This is a genomic window from Sphingorhabdus sp. SMR4y (genome assembly GCF_002218195.1).
Taxonomy (GTDB): domain Bacteria; phylum Pseudomonadota; class Alphaproteobacteria; order Sphingomonadales; family Sphingomonadaceae; genus Parasphingorhabdus.
Window position 1 is genome coordinate 1,826,944 of the sequence record NZ_CP022336.1, and the last position, 17,150, is coordinate 1,844,093.

Sequence of the window (17,150 nt, forward strand, 5' to 3'; positions counted from 1 at the left end):
CATCAGCTGTCCGGCGCGTCCACCTGCTGCCAGAATTCCAGCTTGATGCCGTCACAATCGAGTATCCAGGCAAATTTGCCATAGCCTTCATCGATATGGCCGAGAATTTCGAGACCCTTGTCCTTGAGCTTTTCGACATAGGCATCCAGGTCATCAACCCTGAGATTGATCATGAAGGGCGCTTCGCTGGGTTTCAAATATTCGGTATCTTCAGGGAAATGGCTGATCAGGCTATACGGCTTGTCACCCTTTTCCTCCGACCAGTTGAGCATCGGGCCATATTCGCCATCCAGCTCCAGGAAATCCTTGTACCATTTCCGTGTTGCTGCCGGGTCTTTCACCGTGTGAAAGACTCCACCGAGGCCGGTGATCCTTGCCATTTCAATCTCCGTGGTTCTTTTTATCTGCGACCATCCCGATGTGCGACCATCAGCTTTTATCTATCATGGTTTAGATATTGTTGGGCAAGTCTTTTGCCGTCACCCGCCAGATTCTGAGCCGATTGTCCCGAATATGGACAGGCTGCAGCCATTGTGGCCTCTGATCCCTCGACAGGGTGGCCCAAAAACCGTCGGGATGTCTCTCTCCATAAATATCCAGCTCCGCTTCCCCTTCACAGACAACAATATAGCGGATATTATGGGCTTCCAGTAAAGCGCGGGCGGTGTCCGGCGATCCCGTGAATATCCTGATCTGGTCGCCCATGGCCAGATCGTTGCGATGGTGGCTGGTGGCGAGCACGCTGTGCTGGGTCAGCAGCAAAATGCGTGGACCGAAGTCAAATGGGGCCAGAATATTGGAGCGGGGCAAGGCATTGAGCCGGGCAAGAGACTGGTCACTCTGGCACAGCGCACTGTCCGCACCGCCTTCCTCATTCTGTTCTTCAGCCGTCACACTGTTGAACAAGGCAATCGCAACAGGTCCCGGCATGATCAGCAGCACAACCCCGGCAGTCGCGAATATCCGTGTCAGCGTGTTGCCGATCCCCCGCGCCCTGAGGAACGCCTGATGGACGGCCCAGGCAAGAAATGGCAGCGCGAAGGCAGCCGCCACCGCCGTTGCGCGCTGGACAAAGAGGGACAGCACCAGCGCCCAGAGAAAGGCATAGACCAGAACAGACAGATGGTCGCGGTCGATCCGGTCGGGCCGGACCCGCAGGATATAGATCAGACTGCCCAGCCCGACGAGTATCGAACCGCCGAGCAAAGTGACCATCGTCTTGCCGTTCTGATACCAGATCGGCAGACCTTCGAGAACATTGACCAGCCAATATTCGCGGACCAGCGGATCCATCGTGTTGAACGCCCCGCCGACACATTGCGGCGCGAGACTGTAGAAAATTGCCAATGCGGGCACGCCAGCCAAAGCCAGACTGGCGACCCGCAACGGCATATTGGCGGGCAGCCACTTGATCGCCGGCAATATGACCGCGGCGCCAGCCACGCAGGCCAGCAGATGCGCTGGCGAGAGCGCATCACAATAGTTGGCCGCAACGTCAAACCTGCCCTGACTGCCGAGATAGAGCAGAGCGCTCGCCAGCAGAAAACTGAGCAACGTCCACAACAGACGGACTCCCTCTTCGGTCCGGAAAATCCAGCGCCAGATCAGAAGCACAATGAAAGCAGCCGATATCGGCAATCCTTCGAGCGATATGGAAAGCCAGAGCGCGAGCGCCGCGCCCAGCGCAATTCCGCCCTTGCGTTTGGCAGGCCAGAACATGGTCCATAATGCGGCCAGCGCGAGCACGATCTGCCAGCCATGATGATCCACCCGCATCGGCCGGATCTGGGCAACAATCGGCACCGCGGTTGCCGTCAGGGCCGCTGCCAGTATCGCAATAGGACGTTCGAAGATCTGTTCGGTGATTTTCGCTACCAGCACCATGGCCAGGCCCAGCGTGACCAGCGGCACCGCGACCATTGCCGCGGTTTCCGCTGCCGCCGAGCCGATCAATGGCTTGAGCAACAGAAATAGCAGCGCGAGCGGCACCTCGACCCAGCGCGGCCAGTGCATGGGCTGGCTGTCCGGTTCGCCGATCCGATATTGAGTGGTGTCAAACCAGCTTTGTCCACCAAGCCAGTCGCGCAGCTGCACCATGCGCAACTGATCGTCTGGGTCCCAGCCGATGCCGGTTGTGATCTGGCCACGGGTCACCAATATCAGCAGTGCGCAGACCGCGATCCAGATCAACAATATCGGCCGATTGCCGCGCAAGCGTTCCAAATTCTTACCCCCTGGGTGTCGAGCCCTTGGCTTTCAGATAAAGCCACGGAACACGTTCCGGGTCAAATTGCGAACGGTGATGGCGATCAAAAAACGGCGGCATATGATCGCCGACCAGCAAAATATCCGCTTCCGGAAAATCGCTCGCGGTAATCTCCGCGATCAGCGCCCTGTCGATATCGTCAAAAATCGCAAACTGGCGGCAGATCATGGGATAGTCGCGGGCCAGATCGACCGACACTTTTTCACAATCGTCGGCATTGAGATTCTGCCCGGTCGGAACCGGCAAATGGGTGTTCAGCGTCAGCCAGTACTGGAAGGTCGGCCCGGCCGCCCGTTTCAGATTTTCCGCCAGCATTTTTGGCACCTGACGGTCGCAAGCACCGGCGAACACACCGCCACACCATTCCGCCCCGCGTTTTTCCAGATCGCTCGCGAATTCGCGCCTTTCGAAACCGATCCTGGGATACCATTGTTCCCGTTTGAAGAATGGCCCCTTGAAACTGTGCATCGCCTGCGTCGCATAGCCTTTGTCGGCAAGCTGCGCTGGCAGACAGTCCAGTATTTCCGGATCATCGCTCTTGAGCAGTTCATAATAGTCCCCCCAGCGACCGCAGAGTTCGCGCATTTCACCGGCGGTGGTGCTGTTATAATAGAGGCTCGTACCCTGACTGACTTCGTAGCGTGCCTTGATGGCGCTGCTGTTATAATAGGCGAACAGCTTGTCGGACATCGCCTGATTATTCTCGGGGACGCCCAGCGATTCCACCATGATGAGAACCAGATGGCGCTTGCCATCGGCGCGGGCGGCAAAACCGGATTTACCGACCGCCGATTCAAAGCTTGCCCCCACCGGAGCGGGCCGGAAATAATGGCCGCGCATCCCCTCACCAACAGCGGCGTCGGCGCCGACAAGACCGAAAACCAGCGCTCCGCCAAGCAGGATATGCAGCGGTTTCGAGAAATTGGTATCGCGCTTGAGCAGAAACCAGCTGCCGATCAATATGCCGAAAAGCACCACCGTCGCAGCAATATATTCGATCGAATTGCCCGGCTTGATTTCCGCGAAAAACTGCAGCGAATAGACCAGCGAGTCGAGTGTCAGGCTGAACAGCCCGGACACGAAAGAGAGCAGGGAATAGGTCATTACGCCGGCGAAGGCGATCCACTGAACCGCTCTTGGCATACGCTTGACAATCAGGCCGACGAGTCCTGCCAGTGCAATCGGAATAGCGCGCGGCGGCGCGCCGACCATCCACATCGCCATGAACGGAATATTGGCCAGCACGATCCAGACCAGTGCCCAGTTGAGAAATCTGCTGAAGTCCGGACTGAAGCGATCTCTGCCTGCAGGTGCTTCGATGGCCATATCCATGTAGCTCACCGGAAGACCCCGTATTTGCGGGTCAGATAGACCGCAAAGAAGCTGACAGCCACAGCCGCTGCCTTGGCCAGTACCGGCAGCACGCCTGCACTGGTCAGCCCACTGACCATCGTGACGGTGATGCCCAGACCAAGCAGCGCTGTCGCGATGAACCCGAAGCGCTGCATCTGCAATGCGGCACCTGCACGGCGCTTTCCGGGAAACACGAAGTTCGACGAAATGAACCAGTGAACGACAATGCCGGCGCTATAGCCCGCAGCGGAGGCCCATCCCGGATCGAACAGAAACGCGACCAATATCATGAAAAGAGCCACGTCAAAGGCTAGGCTGACGATGCTGGCCAGCAGATAGCGTGTGATCGAGAAACGGTTGAGAAGCGCCAGCGGGCCAGGCAAATTGCCCACAAACCCGCCGATGGTTGACCGTCTGTCTGCGCCGCTGCGTTCCATCCTGCTTACGCCGCTTTGGAAGGCTTGACTTCAGGCGCGGTCTCTTCGAGCCGCTTTGGCACATCGCGCATGCTTTCCAGCGCGGCCACACGATCTTCGCTGATTTCCTCGGCAATGACCTGCTGCGCACCTTCATCACCCGCCTCGTGATATTCCGCGTCTTCATTGACGTTCCAGACATTCCATTTGCGGGTGCCGGCTTCGATATTTTCCACCGTCAGCATCGCCGTCATCATCGCGTGATCCTGATTGTTATAGCGATGCATACCGTTGCGACCGACCATGTGCAGCGTCGGGAAACGCTTTTCCAGATCATCGCGCATGGTGGCAACATTCTGCTCATAGGCATCGTCATAGACCGGATAGGCTTTTTCCTGACGAACAACCGAACCGCCAACGACGTCTTCGGGTTTGCACAGGCCGAGAATTGCCATTTCCTTCTTCGCCAGTTCGATCAGATCCTCGTCAGAGGAGGACCAGAGTCCGTCATTTTCGAAACAGAAATATTCCAGACCAACGCAGGCGATCGTCTCGTCGGGCACCATTTCCGGTGACCAGCTGCGGAAATTCTGCACGCGGCCCACCTGCACCCGATCATCATGGATATAGATCCAGTTATCCGGGAACAGGTCTTCCGACTTCACCTTGATCGCCACGGTCAGGAAATCGCGATAGTTGAGATCCTGCGCTTCCGGCAGCGACTGCGGCAGCGGATGGATACGGGTCGCGAGCTCGCGCATCGGCGCGCTCGAAATCACATGTTTGGCGGTAATGATGGTTTCGTCACCGGCGTTCGTCGCACTGACACGCCAGTTTCCTTCGGCATCCTGGGCGAGCTGTTTCAAGCTATGGCCCATCAGCACTTCATTGCCCTTTGCCTCGACATGAGCCTTGGCGGCATCCCACATCATCCCGGGGCCGAGACGGGGATAGCGGAAAGTTTCGAGCAGGGTTTTGACTTCCTGCCCGTCATTCGGCTTCTTGTTGAGGCCAAGCGAGCGCTTCAGGCCGTCAGTGACGGCGTTCCAGAGGCTGAGCCCCTTGATCCGCTGCGCCGCCCAGTCTGCCGACATCTCGTCGCAGGGCATCCCCCAGACCTTCTCGGTATAGGTCTTGAAGAAAATCGAATAGAGCTTGTAGCCGAACTGGTTCACCGTCCAGTCTTCAAAGCTCTTTACATTCTTGTTCGGGAAGACCTTCGCCTTGGCATAGCTCGCCATGCACAAGGTCGAGCGCCAGATACCGAGATTCCAGAGGGCTTCAAACGCACGCAGAGGATAAGAGTAGAACTTGCCTTCATAGTAGATACGGCTCATCCGCGGCCGCTGGATGAAGTCATCGGGCAGGATCTCGTTCCACAGATCGACCACTTCCTGGCTTTTCGAAAAGAAACGGTGCCCGCCGATATCGAAACGGAAGCCTTCATGCTCCACCGTTCGGCTGATCCCGCCGACATATTGCGGGTCCTTCTCGATCACGGTGACCGAATAGCCTTTCTTGGAAAGCAAATAGGCGGCTGTCAGGCCCGCTGGCCCTGCGCCGATAATGGCGACATCTACCGGTTCATTGGCGGGCGTGATCTGTCTGGTCATAAGGTCCGTTCCCTGTTCATGGTGCGCACATATCCGTGCCGTTCATGTTTCAGAAACCGGAGTGAACGAAATTGGTTAGCAGAGAGTTAATGCCGGCCTGAAATTTACGGCCACCGCTCGAAATGCCCACATCTTTCCTGACCGTTCGGTAACCATATATGCACGGATATGGGCTCGGATCTTTGATAAGAGCCACGTATCCCGCCCCTCGCTGGCAGCGGTCTGAATACGCCGGGAACAGAGGATGACGGCTATTGCCGCTGGGGATGCCGGCACAGGTTCAGCCTGACGGTGTCACTCGTCGGGCAACCGGCCCTCCAACAAATCCCCCGGCAGCATCGGCTCGCTGAGCAGCCGTTCCATCGCTTTCCAGCGCCAGACCGGCGCCTCGCCCTGGGCTTCGATCCAGTCGCGGACCATTTCCATGCCGAGGCCATAGTTGATCACATAGCTGCGATATTGCTCGTTGAAGTCGGTCATTTGCGCCGCGCGCTCGGCCGAGACCAGCTGATATTTCTGATTGAGCGCAATGGCTTCCTCGCGGCTTATTTCGCCATCGAGATATTGCTGCGCGATCGTCATCCGCGCGCCGCTGAGCGCCTGTTTGGCAATTTGCACCGCCCAGTAGGCCGCCGCCGTCTCCGGATCGAGACCGGCGAGCGGGTACAGCACATCGCGCTCGTAATCCAGCCGTTCCTGGCCGCTGAACGCCAGCTCGATGCCATAATTGGCCGATCCCTCCGCGATCAGGCTTTGCGGGCTGTAGAGCGGATAGACGGAGAATTCCTGCCAGCCCTGACCATTGGTGAGATTTTTCTCGAGCAGCATATTATAGACATGATGGCCGGGATAGCCTTCATGACAGCCAAGATCGATGGCCCGGCCGATGAATATCGGCAGGTCGGTATTGACCTGGATCAGGCTCTGGTAGCCGCCCTGATAATAATTATAGCCGCTCCAACTTTTACCCGTGACAAATTCCAGTTTGAAATTTTCGCCGGCGGGCAGATCAAAATATCGCGCGGTCCGCGCCTTGCATTCGGCAATCGCCGTGTCGAACACGGTCTGCAGCCGGTCCTTGGGAATGATATAGCCGCTTTCAAAGGCCGCCACCCGCTGGCTGAGCGGCCCTTCGCCGGGGACGATATTTTCAATCTCTTCCAGCACCGGATCAAATTCCGCCAGCGGCTTAAGGTCCGGAACCACTCCGAACAGCCCCCTGGCCTCGTCAGCAAAGGAGAATGTCTCGCCCAACATCATCGCGTGGCGGGTCATCGCCGCTTCAAGTTGCGCCGAGAGAAAACGCTTGCGCGCTTCGCTCAGCGGATCGTCGCTGGCCGGCAAGGCGTCCAGCCGTTCCATCAGAACGATTATCGCATTGCCCAGTTCGCGCATGTCGCGCGGGTCCGATTTCGCTGCCTCGGCCCATTGCGTCGGGCCAAAATAGGCATCGACATAGCCGGCCTCCTGCTCGCCCAAGGCGAGAGTCAACTTTACATAATCGGTCGCGATAGCATCGAGCGTGTTCGCTGTCTTCAGACCGGCCGTTTCGGTGATGACCGGTGCCGCTGCGGATCCGGCCGCCGCTGCCGGGCCGGCTAGGACCAGACAGGCGGCGGCAAGCCCGATTATCCTCACAGATTATCTTTCAGTTTTTCCACCGCAGCATCAGGCAGCGCCTCAAGCAGTTCTTCGGCCTCGCTCTCGTCCAGCGATTCCAGATGCCGGTCCTGCGGCGCAAAGCGGAGAATGCAATAACCGACAACCGCGGACAGCAAGGATCCGCCAAGTACGCCGATCTTGGCTTCCTCGATCAGCAGCTCATTGCCGGGAAAGGCCAGCGCGCCGATGAACAGGCTCATCGTGAAGCCGATACCGCACAGCATCGCCACGCCATAGACCTGCAGCCAGCTCGCACCGCCCAGCCGTCCGGCAAAACCGGTTTTGACCGAGATCCAAACGCTGGCAAAAATTGCGATCTGCTTGCCGAAGAAAAGGCCGGCAGCAATGCCGAGCGGCAACGGCGCGAAAATATGTTCGATACCGATGCCCTGAAGCGACACACCGGCGTTGGCAAAGCCGAACACTGGTACGATGAGGAAGGCGCTCCACGGCGCGATCGCATGTTCGAGCCGGTGGAGCGGAGAATTTTCCGCATCCGGCGAGGTCGGCGTGACCACGATCGGAATGACCATTGCCGCCAATACGCCGGCTATCGTGGCATGCACACCGGACATCAGTACCGCGTACCAGAGCAATGCGGCAAAGATCAGATAGGGCCAGAGCTTGAGCACACCATTGCGGTTCATCGTGTACATGATCGCCAATATCGCGGCGCTGGCCAGTAGCGCTGCGCCGTTGATTTCCGCAGTATAGACCAGAGCAATAATCGCAACAGCGCCCATATCATCGACGATCGCGACGGTGACCAGAAACAGTTTTAGCGAGGTCGGCGCCCGCGGCCCGAGCAGGGCCAGCACGCCAATGGCAAAGGCAATGTCGGTCGCCGCCGGGATTGCCCAGCCGTTGTAAAGCGCGGGAACGTCCTTGACGATCACCAGATAGATCAGCGCTGGAACGGCCATCCCGGCTACAGCAGCGACCACCGGTAATCGCCGCCGGTCCCAGCTATTGAGCCGTCCGTCGACAAATTCCCGTTTGATTTCCAGCCCGACCAGCAGGAAGAAGATGGCCATCAATCCGTCATTGATCCACAGATGCGGCGTCATCGGCCCCAATTTGCTCGACAGGGTTGGCCCCTTTATCTCGTGCAAAAAATGGTGGTACATGTCGTACAGCGGACTGTTCGCGACGATCATTGCCAGCGCGGCAGCGGCCATCAGCAATATACCGCCCGCCGCTTCGCTTTTCAGAAAGTCGCGAAGCGCTGAATTTCTACCTGAGCGTGGCACTATTTACTTCTCCCTTGGGGGCTCTGTCTCGGAATTTCGATTTTCCGGGTCATGCGCAGGCCGGATGGTAAAATCAAGACCTGTGTGCAGCGAATTCGCCGCTAGGCGCCCACCAGATCGCGAACTTCGGCAGCAATGGTATAGCTTTTCTCCCGCGCTGCCTGATCGAAGATCGATCCGGAGATGATCAGCTCATCGGCCCCGGTCCGCTTCACGAAGCTTTCAACCCCCTGCTTCACCGTCTCTGGCGAACCAACCGCGCTTCCCTGCATGATCTGCTCGAGCATCGATTGCGCCTGCGGCGGCAAGCTTTCGCGATAACCCTCGACTGGTGGTGGCATCTTGCCCGGATTGCCAGTGCGCAGCGCAACAAAGCTCTGCATCATCGAACTCGCAAGATATTCCGCTTCCGCGTCGCTGTCTGCGGCAAAAATATTAAAGCCGCACAGGACATAAGGTTCGGCAAGCTGCTCTGAAGGCTTGAAATCACGACGATAAATTTTGAGCGCTTCGTCGAGCATCTGTGGTGCAAAATGCGAGGCAAAGGCATAGGGCAGACCGAGCGCCGCCGCCAGCTGTGCGCCAAACAGGCTGCTACCGAGGATATAGAGCGGGATCTGGCTCCCCTGCCCCGGTGTCGCCTGGATCCCCAGCCGGTCATCGCCCGCCAGAAAGGCCTGCAGTTCCAGCACATCGCGCGGAAATTCATTGGCATCACTGTTGAGATTGCGGCGCAAGGCCTGCGCCGTCCGCTGGTCCGAACCCGGCGCGCGGCCCAGCCCCAGATCGACCCGTCCCGGGAACAGCGCTTCCAGAGTCCCGAACTGTTCGGCGATCACCATCGGAGCGTGGTTGGGCAGCATGATCCCGCCGGCACCGATACGGATGCTCTTTGTCCCGTGACCGACATGCGACAGCGCCACGGCGGTCGCCGCGCTGGCGATACCCTCCATGCCATGATGCTCGGCCATCCAGAAACGCTCGTAACCGAGCGTTTCGCCGAGTTGCGCAAGCGCCAACGACCGGTCGAGGGCGGTTTTGACATCGCTCCCCTGCGGCACCGGGGAAAGATCGAGGATCGAGAATTTCAACTTGCTTGCCATATGACCATATCACTCCTGAACCTCCAAGTGAGGCCTGCGCCTTCCAATATCAACTCCCGAAAAAAACGGACGGCGGCCGGAAACGGATTTATCTTCCGATTTCCTCAATATAAACTGATGTAAATTACCACGTTTTGGGAACGATTCTTTTGCACTCTATGACCAGAAGAGCCGTGCGAGCATAGTCAGAAGGGCATTATCTACGCCATCTCTGGCAAGCATCGCGGCCGCGCTCCGCCCGTGAGAATCAACGAGCCAACTGGCCCGCCACCTTTATCGCATAGCCATCCGGCACCGGGCGAAAGCCCAGGGTGGGGAGCAGCAAGGTCCAGGCACGGTCGCTGCCGGAGAGGAACAGGCGCGCGGTATAGAATCCGTTCCCTTGCAGCTTCAGCGTCAACCGCTCCATGCCCGATCCGCTTTGCAGCGGCAGCACCAGCACTCCGTCCTGGCATTCGGCGTTGCCGAGCAGCCCCTGTTTCAGGTTCAGCCCCGGAATATTCGCGTCGAGGGACACCCGCACCTGACCGCTCGCTGACTGGCAGCGGCCACCGGCAAAGCTGATACTGGCCGCCTGCAATTCGATCGCCGAGGCCGGCAGGGGCGCCAGCTGGCTGCCGAGGCTCAGCACGGTCGTGACATCCTCGACCAGGAGTCTGTTACCCGACTTGCCGACGGTTGCAGTGAGGCCGGCGTCCCCCGCGACCGGTGCTCGCTCCAGATCCATCAGCAGCTCGCCTGTAAACAGCGGCAATATCCGCACTCCGGCGTCGAGGTCACCAAGCGGAAACGGCCCCAATTGCGCGCCCTCGATCCGTCCGTTCCAGACCGATCCGGTGATGGCCTTCGCCGAAAAGCGCGAATCTTCCAGCCCGGCCATGCCTACAGCAAGCCTCAGCGGCAGAAAAAACAGCGCCACGGCGATCACCGCCAACAGGATCAGGACATAGGTCAATGCGCGGGGCACCTGCTTTCCTTCAGTTCAGAGTTCGGGGGAAAATTGGTCGAAATAGGCAAAAATATCCGCTTCCGTACGGCTCGCGGCATTGCGCCATTTCGGAGCGGACTTGCGGTTGAGCAACACCCCATCCGCCGACAGTACAAGCACCGTCGGCGTGCCCTTGATCGCATTCACACCAAAGCGCTGCGCGATATCGATATTCCGGTCCTTGTATCCGACATCGACATACACCAGCTCATATTTATCCTGCAGCATCACTTTGAAACGTGGTTCGGCAAACCATCCTGCGAGACCGCGGCTGTCATGGCACCAGTTGGCACCCATCACGACGATCATCCGTTTTTCGGCAAGCTGCGCACGCGCCAGCGCGGCTTCGATCAGCGCCGATGCGTCGGCTTCCTGCTCGAACGGTCGGGCTTCGGGATGATCACCCCCATGTGGAGCGGCCGATACAGCGGACAGCGGGACAAGGGCCAGACCGGCCAGAACAAGCAGCAAGAATCTCATCCACCGGCTATTACACTTCCAGCGGCGTGAGGGAACAGGCTTTTGTCAGGCCAAGGCCGCGTTTCATGGCGGGAAAGGCGCGCACCATTGCAGCGGCCATCGCCAGTTCGAAACGGACGTCGCGACCATATTGCACCTCGATCCGGTCACCCAGTTCAAAGGCATCGATCGACTGCGAGCCGATGGCCCGGCCGAATTGCAACGCCAGCGCCTCGTCTTCGGGTATGTCCGGATCGGCTCTCAGCCAGCGGTTGACCGTTTCCCGTGGCACATTGTCGAACAGCGCCCAATGCGCCGACGTCAATGCACAGGGACCGCAATCCTCGACCATATTGGCACCCAGACGCGCGGCGTGACAAAGATGCGCGGGGGCGGCGTGGCGATGCAGGGACGCCGGCAGGAAATGGGCGAATTTTTCGAACGCATGACCGGGCGCTGCAGCGATTTCCTTAAGATATTGCGTTTCGCTCTCTTCGGTTCCCGCAGTCGAGGCCTTGAGCAGCAGCGGTTTTGGAATACCCGCTGGCGCCACGCGCTGGCGGGCAAACAGGATGCCAAGCGCCGCGAACACCAACAGCGGCGGCCCGAGCACGCCGGGCGCATCGGCGATAAAGGCGTCGGGCGAGCAGATCCCGACCGACACTTCGTAAATGTGCAGCACACCATGCAGCGACAGCCATAATGCGCCGGCGAAAGCGGCGAGCCAGCGCATGTGGATATTGATGCTCGCGTAAAGCAGGATGACCCCGCAGGCCGCATAGGCAATCCCGATGTCGCGGATGAAATGCTGGTTCGGCGGGCCGGTGGTGATGACCGTCGGGATCGCGACATACCAGTCGACCGGCCGGAGTATCATGAACAGGCCAAACAACAAAGCGAACAGGCCCACCCCCAGAACCAGCATCTGCGCCAGACGGTCAAGCAGGTCGGGTTTTCCCATCAGCATGCAATTTCTCCTTCAAATCATCCCGAGTCCATGTTATTCGGATATATATTGTCCGAATTAAACAGAGAGTCAAATCTTGCAGATTTCCAAAGGCGTCGAATGGGCAGCCCATGCCGCGGTGATGATGATAGCATTACCGGACGGCCGTGGTCTCAAGGCGGAATCGCTGGCCCGCTATCACGACGTGCCAACCGCCTATATGGCGAAGCAATTGCAGGCGCTCAGCAAGGCCGGGATCGTGCAATCCTCGCGCGGCGCCCATGGCGGCTACCGGCTGGCGAAGCCCGCCACGAATATATCGCTCTGGGATATCACGGCGGCGATCGAAGGCCATGCCCCCGCCTTCCGCTGCACCGAAATCCGGCAGAACGGCCCCTGCGGCCTGAAGAAAAAAGACTGCAAGACCCCCTGCCAGATCGCATCGGCCTTCGCGCTCGCCGAACGCGCGTTTCGGGACAGTCTCAAAACAGTCACACTCGCTGATCTGGCGGCGCAGGTTTTACAGAGTTCCCGGCCCGAACATCTGTCGGATGTCGGCAACTGGCTTGAACGCGAGACCATGCCGCTCAGCGACGCAAGCTGATGGCCCGGTTTCTTCGACAGACTCAGGGCGAGTGGTCATCCTGACCGAGCAACCCTTCAGGCCGCTTCGCTGACCCCTGCCTCAATCTCCGCCGCCTTCGCTTCAACCAGCTTCACAATATGATCGACCATAGCATCATCCGCCACATGATGGTCGGTGACGCCGGAAAGATAGACCATATGCTTGCCCTTACCGCCACCGGTGATGCCGATATCGGTCTCGCGCGCTTCGCCGGGGCCGTTGACCACGCAGCCGAGCACCGAGAGCGATAGCGGCGTGCGGATATGCTGCAGCCGTTCTTCCAGCGTCTGCACCGTGCGGATCACGTCAAAGCCCTGCCGCGCGCAGCTTGGGCAGGACACGACCCGGACACCGCGCGTGCGCAGGCCGAGCGCCTTGAGCATTTCATAGCCGACCCGCACTTCTTCCTCGGGCTCCGCCGACAGGCTCACCCGGATCGTGTCGCCAATCCCGGCCCAGAGCAGATTGCCCATGCCGATCGAACTTTTCACCGTGCCGCCGATCAGGCCACCCGCCTCAGTAATGCCGAGATGCAGCGGGCAATCGACTGCATCGGCAAGCTGTGAATAGGCTGCAACCGCGAGAAACACGTCGGATGCCTTCACCGCCACCTTGAACTCGTGGAAATCATGGTCCTGCAGGATCTTGATATGGTCGAGCGCGCTCTCGACCAAGGCCTCGGGACAAGGCTCACCATATTTCTCGAGCAGGTCCTTTTCCAGACTGCCCGCGTTCACCCCGATGCGGATCGCGCAGCCGTTGGACTTGGCCGCGTCAATGACTTCCTTCACCCGCGCCGCAGAGCCGATATTGCCCGGATTGATCCGCAGACAGGCCGCGCCCGCCTCGGCCGCTTCAATCCCGCGCTTGTAGTGGAAATGGATATCCGCAACAATCGGCACCTGACTGGCACGCACGATCTGCTTGAGCGCCGCGGTGCTCTCGACATCGGGACAGGAGACGCGGATGATATCGACACCCGCCTCTTCGCAGCGGCGGATCTGGTCGATCGTGGCCTTGGCGTCCGAAGTCAACGTATTGGTCATCGTCTGCACGGTAATCGGCGCATCGCCGCCGACCGGAACATCACCGACCATGATCTGGCGGGACTTGCGCCGATCGATATCGCGCCAGGGACGCAGCGATGGATTGTCTGAGGTCATATCTTTGCTCTTGTCAGAAGGGCCCGTTTGCCGGACATATAGGCTGTTCGCGGAGAAATGATAAGAGCCAATCGGGAGAGACGTCTGATGATCCTGTCCTACATTGCTGCATCGCGCTCTGCTGGCCAGATGGTTGACGCAGAATCAGATTCTCCGATCGGAGCGGCCTTTTTGAAAGGTTACACTAGACGGCTCCAAGCCTTGGCGCGATCCGCATTTTTCTGCGGCCTTCAGCCAAGAGTCACAGAAAATAAAATACTGCCCTTCTGTAAAGTTCAACCAGCCCGGTGTGGATTCTGAAACCGGCTGTTGCAACCGGCGAACCAAATTGCGACGGAGACAGGGTTAATTGCGCAAGGCACGAGGAGCCAAAATGACAGCACTGGTAAAAGCAATTCCGCCGATCCTGGCGCTTTTCATGGTCGCGCCGGTATTTGCTGCGGAGCAGGCACCGGCTCCAATGACCGAGAAGGTCTCGAATTTTGATGCCGCGCAGGCCTGGCAGGAGTTTGAAGACCATTTCCGCCTTTTCTACGCCTATGCGCAGCGCCATGACATCGACGTGGAAGCCCAGCTTGCGCGATCCAGGGCTCTGGCGCTGCAAGCCGATGGCCCGGGCGAATTCCGCAAGATCCTGCACCAGACGGCGCTGACTTTTTCCGACCCGCATTTCATCGTCGGGCCGTTCGACCAAAGCGATTATTCCGTCATTCCTACTGGCTCCGATATTGTTTCCAGCTATTCCGATGGCCGTTTCCACGTCGCAGATGTTCGCGCCGGTTCAGCGGCAGACAAGGCCGGCATCCGACCCGGCTGGCAGATTGTCTCGGCCGACGGCGTCGACATGAATTCCGCTGCGATCCGGCCTTATGGACAGGTGCTGCCCGAGCCCACGGACAAGCAGAAAAATTATGGCGCGATGCTGGCGGTCAGCGGATTGCGCAACAGGCCCCGCACTCTGGTCTTCAAGGTCGGGGGCGAGTCCCGCACGATCAGTTTGCCACCAACCTATGATCTCGGCAAAACCATAAGCGCCGGTCCCTTGCTGGAGAGCAGCAGAAATGGCGATATCGCCATCATCCGCATCAACAACGCGCTGGGCAATAATGATCTGATCCCGGCTTTCGACCGGGCTGTTGCCGACCTGTCCGATACGCGGGCCATGATCATCGACCTTCGCAACACGCCAAGCGGCGGCAATACCGAGGTGGCGCGGAGCATCATCGGCCATTTCGTGACCGACACGCGATCCTACCAGATCCATGAAATTCCCAGCATAGAGCGGGAATTCACCGTGCCTCGCCGCTTCATAGAGCAGGTCAAACCGCGCGAGCCGCACTATCGGGGGCCGGTCGTGGTGCTGGGCGGTCGCTGGACCGGCAGCATGGGCGAAGGGCTGGTCATCGGTCTGGATGCCGCTGCCGGTGCCTATACGATTGCCTCCGACATGGCGGATCTGCTGGGCGCCCTCTCCAATATCACTCTCGAGAAATCCGGAGCGCGCATGGATCTCGGTACAGAAACATTGTTCCACGTCAACGGTACGCCGCGCGAGGATTATATCGCCGATATACCGCTGGAATCGGCCGATCGGGATGCGCATGGCAGAGACCCCGCCATGCGCAGCGCGCTGGAATATCTCCACGGCGGCAATAATGTACCATGATATTTCGGCAATATTCCCGCTTCCCCTGCCTTAACCACTCGGTTAAACGCAGGACATGACATGGAAACCCGAACTGGAAGAACTGGCCGAGCGCCAGCGGCTCGCCGAAAAAATGGGGGGCGAGGAAAAGGTCTCCCGCCAGCACGGTCGCGGCAAGCTTGATGCGCGAGCGCGCATTGCGGGAATCGTCGACGAGGGCAGTTTTCGCGAGATCGGCAAGATCGCCGGGCGCGGGACCTATGCCGAGGACGGGACGTTCGAGGATTTTGCGCCGAGCAACCTGATATTTGGCCGCGCGAATATCGAGGGCCGGCCAGTAGTCGCTTCTGCCGATGATTTCACCGTGCGCGGCGGGGCGGCTGATGCCGCGCTGCACCGGAAATTTACCCAGTGCGAGAAAATGGCCCATACGCTGGGCATACCGATGATCCGGATGATCGATGGCACCGGCGGCGGTGGATCGGTCAAAAGCCTCGAGGACATGGGCTTCACCTATGTCCCGGCGGTGCCGGGCTGGGAAGACATCATCAAGAACCAGGATACGGTTCCAGTGGTGGCTCTGGCGCTCGGACCGACGGCGGGCATGGGCGCGGCGCGCACGGTGGCGAGCCATTATTCGATCATGGTCAGGGGCCTGTCCCAGATATTCGCCGCCGGCCCCGCAGTCGCCGCCGCGATTGGCGATGATCTCAGCAAGGAACAGCTGGGCGGATCGGATATTCACACCACCAACGGCGTGGTCGACGAAGAGGTCGCCAGTGAAGCAGAGGCCTTTGTTAACGCCCGCAAATTTCTCTCCTATCTGCCGAGCAATGTGAACCAGCTTGCCGCGCGAACCGAGAATTGGGATCCGGTCGACCGCCGCGATGACAGTCTGCTCTCCGCCGTGCCGCGGGAAGACAAGCAGGTCTATTCGATGCGCAAGATCATCACATCGGTCTTCGACGAGGGGTCGGTGTTTGAAATGGGCAAGCGCTGGGGCCGCGCCGCGATCACCGCCTTTGCCCGGCTCGACGGCTGGCCCGTGGCGGTTCTCGCCAATGACCCGTCCTTCCTCGGCGGATCGTGGGAAGCCAAGTCGTCGGAAAAGGTCGAACGCTTTGCCAAGCTGGCCGAGCAATTCCATCTTCCGGTCGTCCATCTGGTCGACAATCCCGGCTTCATGATCGGCGGCGAGGCCGAGCGCACCGGCACCATCCGCTATGGCGTGCAGGCGATGAACGCGGTCTATCGGGCGACCGTGCCCTGGGCCAGCGTGATCGTCCGGCGGGCCTATGGCATCGCCGGCAGCGCGATGAGCAATGCCGAGAATTTCCAGTATCGCTTTGCCTGGCCTTCCGGCGACTGGGGTTCGCTGCCGATCGCCGGCGGTCTCGAGGTCGCCTACAAGAGCGATATCGAAAGCGCTGCCGATCCGGCCGCGCGACTGGCCGAGATCAAGGCCAAGCTCGACAAGGTTACCTCGCCTTTCCGCACCGCCGAACAGTTCAGCGTGGAGGATATCATCGATCCGCGCGAAACCCGGCCCCTATTATGCGAGTTTGCCGAACTGGCCTGGCGCAAGCTGGGCCGCGGCTGATCGGGACAGGTCGTCGACGGGACAATTTCCACTGGAAATTTGCAGTTAATTGCCGTTGAAA

At 59.3% G+C, this 17,150-nt stretch carries 15 protein-coding genes; 3 read left to right on the forward strand and 12 right to left on the reverse strand.

The features are described 5' to 3' along the window. Positions 1–2: 2 nt before the first annotated feature. The 11 genes from SPHFLASMR4Y_RS08705 to SPHFLASMR4Y_RS08755 all read right to left on the reverse strand — a co-directional run bounded on the left by SPHFLASMR4Y_RS08705 (position 3) and on the right by SPHFLASMR4Y_RS08755 (position 12,077). On the reverse strand, positions 3–380 hold the full coding sequence (locus SPHFLASMR4Y_RS08705) for a VOC family protein (RefSeq protein ID WP_089133186.1): 378 nt from the start codon (positions 378–380) through the stop codon (positions 3–5). Between the two features lie 70 nt (positions 381–450). Continuing rightward, the gene (locus SPHFLASMR4Y_RS08710) at positions 451–2,223 is read right to left on the reverse strand and encodes a hypothetical protein (RefSeq protein WP_145955504.1); all 1,773 of its coding nucleotides are present in this window, start codon (positions 2,221–2,223) and stop codon (positions 451–453) included. Positions 2,224–2,227: 4 nt separating this feature from the next. Next, the gene (locus tag SPHFLASMR4Y_RS08715; protein WP_089133188.1) at positions 2,228–3,598 is read right to left on the reverse strand and encodes a sulfatase-like hydrolase/transferase; all 1,371 of its coding nucleotides are present in this window, start codon (positions 3,596–3,598) and stop codon (positions 2,228–2,230) included. 5 nt (positions 3,599–3,603) lie between these two features. Next, on the reverse strand, positions 3,604–4,056 hold the full coding sequence (locus SPHFLASMR4Y_RS08720; RefSeq protein WP_089133189.1) for a GtrA family protein: 453 nt from the start codon (positions 4,054–4,056) through the stop codon (positions 3,604–3,606). 5 nt (positions 4,057–4,061) lie between these two features. Then, a complete protein-coding gene (locus SPHFLASMR4Y_RS08725) occupies positions 4,062–5,648 on the reverse strand; it encodes an NAD(P)/FAD-dependent oxidoreductase (RefSeq protein WP_089133190.1) in 1,587 nt (528 codons plus the stop codon). Between the two features lie 294 nt (positions 5,649–5,942). Next, positions 5,943–7,286 (reverse strand): hypothetical protein, encoded by a 1,344-nt coding sequence (locus SPHFLASMR4Y_RS08730; protein WP_089133191.1) that lies wholly within the window; start codon positions 7,284–7,286, stop codon positions 5,943–5,945. Beyond that, a complete protein-coding gene (gene nhaA, locus SPHFLASMR4Y_RS08735; RefSeq protein ID WP_260807146.1) occupies positions 7,283–8,488 on the reverse strand; it encodes a Na+/H+ antiporter NhaA in 1,206 nt (401 codons plus the stop codon). Before nhaA ends, SPHFLASMR4Y_RS08730 begins: the two co-directional genes overlap by 4 nt. Positions 8,489–8,661: 173 nt before the next feature. Continuing rightward, on the reverse strand, positions 8,662–9,663 hold the full coding sequence (locus SPHFLASMR4Y_RS08740; protein ID WP_089133193.1) for an LLM class flavin-dependent oxidoreductase: 1,002 nt from the start codon (positions 9,661–9,663) through the stop codon (positions 8,662–8,664). A gap of 247 nt (positions 9,664–9,910) precedes the next feature. Beyond that, positions 9,911–10,630 (reverse strand): type II secretion system protein N, encoded by a 720-nt coding sequence (gene gspN / locus SPHFLASMR4Y_RS08745; RefSeq protein ID WP_145955506.1) that lies wholly within the window; start codon positions 10,628–10,630, stop codon positions 9,911–9,913. Between the two features lie 15 nt (positions 10,631–10,645). Next, entirely contained in the window at positions 10,646–11,131 is a 486-nt protein-coding gene (locus SPHFLASMR4Y_RS08750; protein WP_089133195.1) for a thioredoxin family protein, read from the reverse strand. A gap of 10 nt (positions 11,132–11,141) precedes the next feature. Continuing rightward, positions 11,142–12,077, reverse strand: coding sequence for a hypothetical protein (locus SPHFLASMR4Y_RS08755; protein WP_089133196.1), 936 nt, complete (start codon positions 12,075–12,077; stop codon positions 11,142–11,144). Between the two features lie 76 nt (positions 12,078–12,153). On the opposite strand from SPHFLASMR4Y_RS08755, the gene SPHFLASMR4Y_RS08760 reads away from it, so the two are divergent. After that, complete coding sequence (locus tag SPHFLASMR4Y_RS08760) at positions 12,154–12,660, forward strand: RrF2 family transcriptional regulator (RefSeq protein ID WP_186265900.1); 507 nt, start codon at positions 12,154–12,156, stop codon at positions 12,658–12,660. Positions 12,661–12,716: 56 nt separating this feature from the next. On the opposite strand, the gene ispG is transcribed toward SPHFLASMR4Y_RS08760, so the two are convergent. Next, positions 12,717–13,844 carry a flavodoxin-dependent (E)-4-hydroxy-3-methylbut-2-enyl-diphosphate synthase gene (gene ispG, locus SPHFLASMR4Y_RS08765; protein ID WP_089133197.1) on the reverse strand — a complete coding sequence of 376 codons (1,128 nt, stop codon included), beginning with the start codon at positions 13,842–13,844 and terminating at the stop codon, positions 12,717–12,719. Positions 13,845–14,217: 373 nt separating this feature from the next. Here ispG and SPHFLASMR4Y_RS08770 point away from each other — a divergent pair, with 373 nt between their 5' ends. Continuing rightward, on the forward strand, positions 14,218–15,510 hold the full coding sequence (locus tag SPHFLASMR4Y_RS08770) for a S41 family peptidase (RefSeq protein ID WP_089133198.1): 1,293 nt from the start codon (positions 14,218–14,220) through the stop codon (positions 15,508–15,510). Between the two features lie 55 nt (positions 15,511–15,565). Beyond that, positions 15,566–17,089, forward strand: coding sequence for an acyl-CoA carboxylase subunit beta (locus SPHFLASMR4Y_RS08775; RefSeq protein ID WP_089133199.1), 1,524 nt, complete (start codon positions 15,566–15,568; stop codon positions 17,087–17,089). Positions 17,090–17,150: the final 61 nt, after the last annotated feature.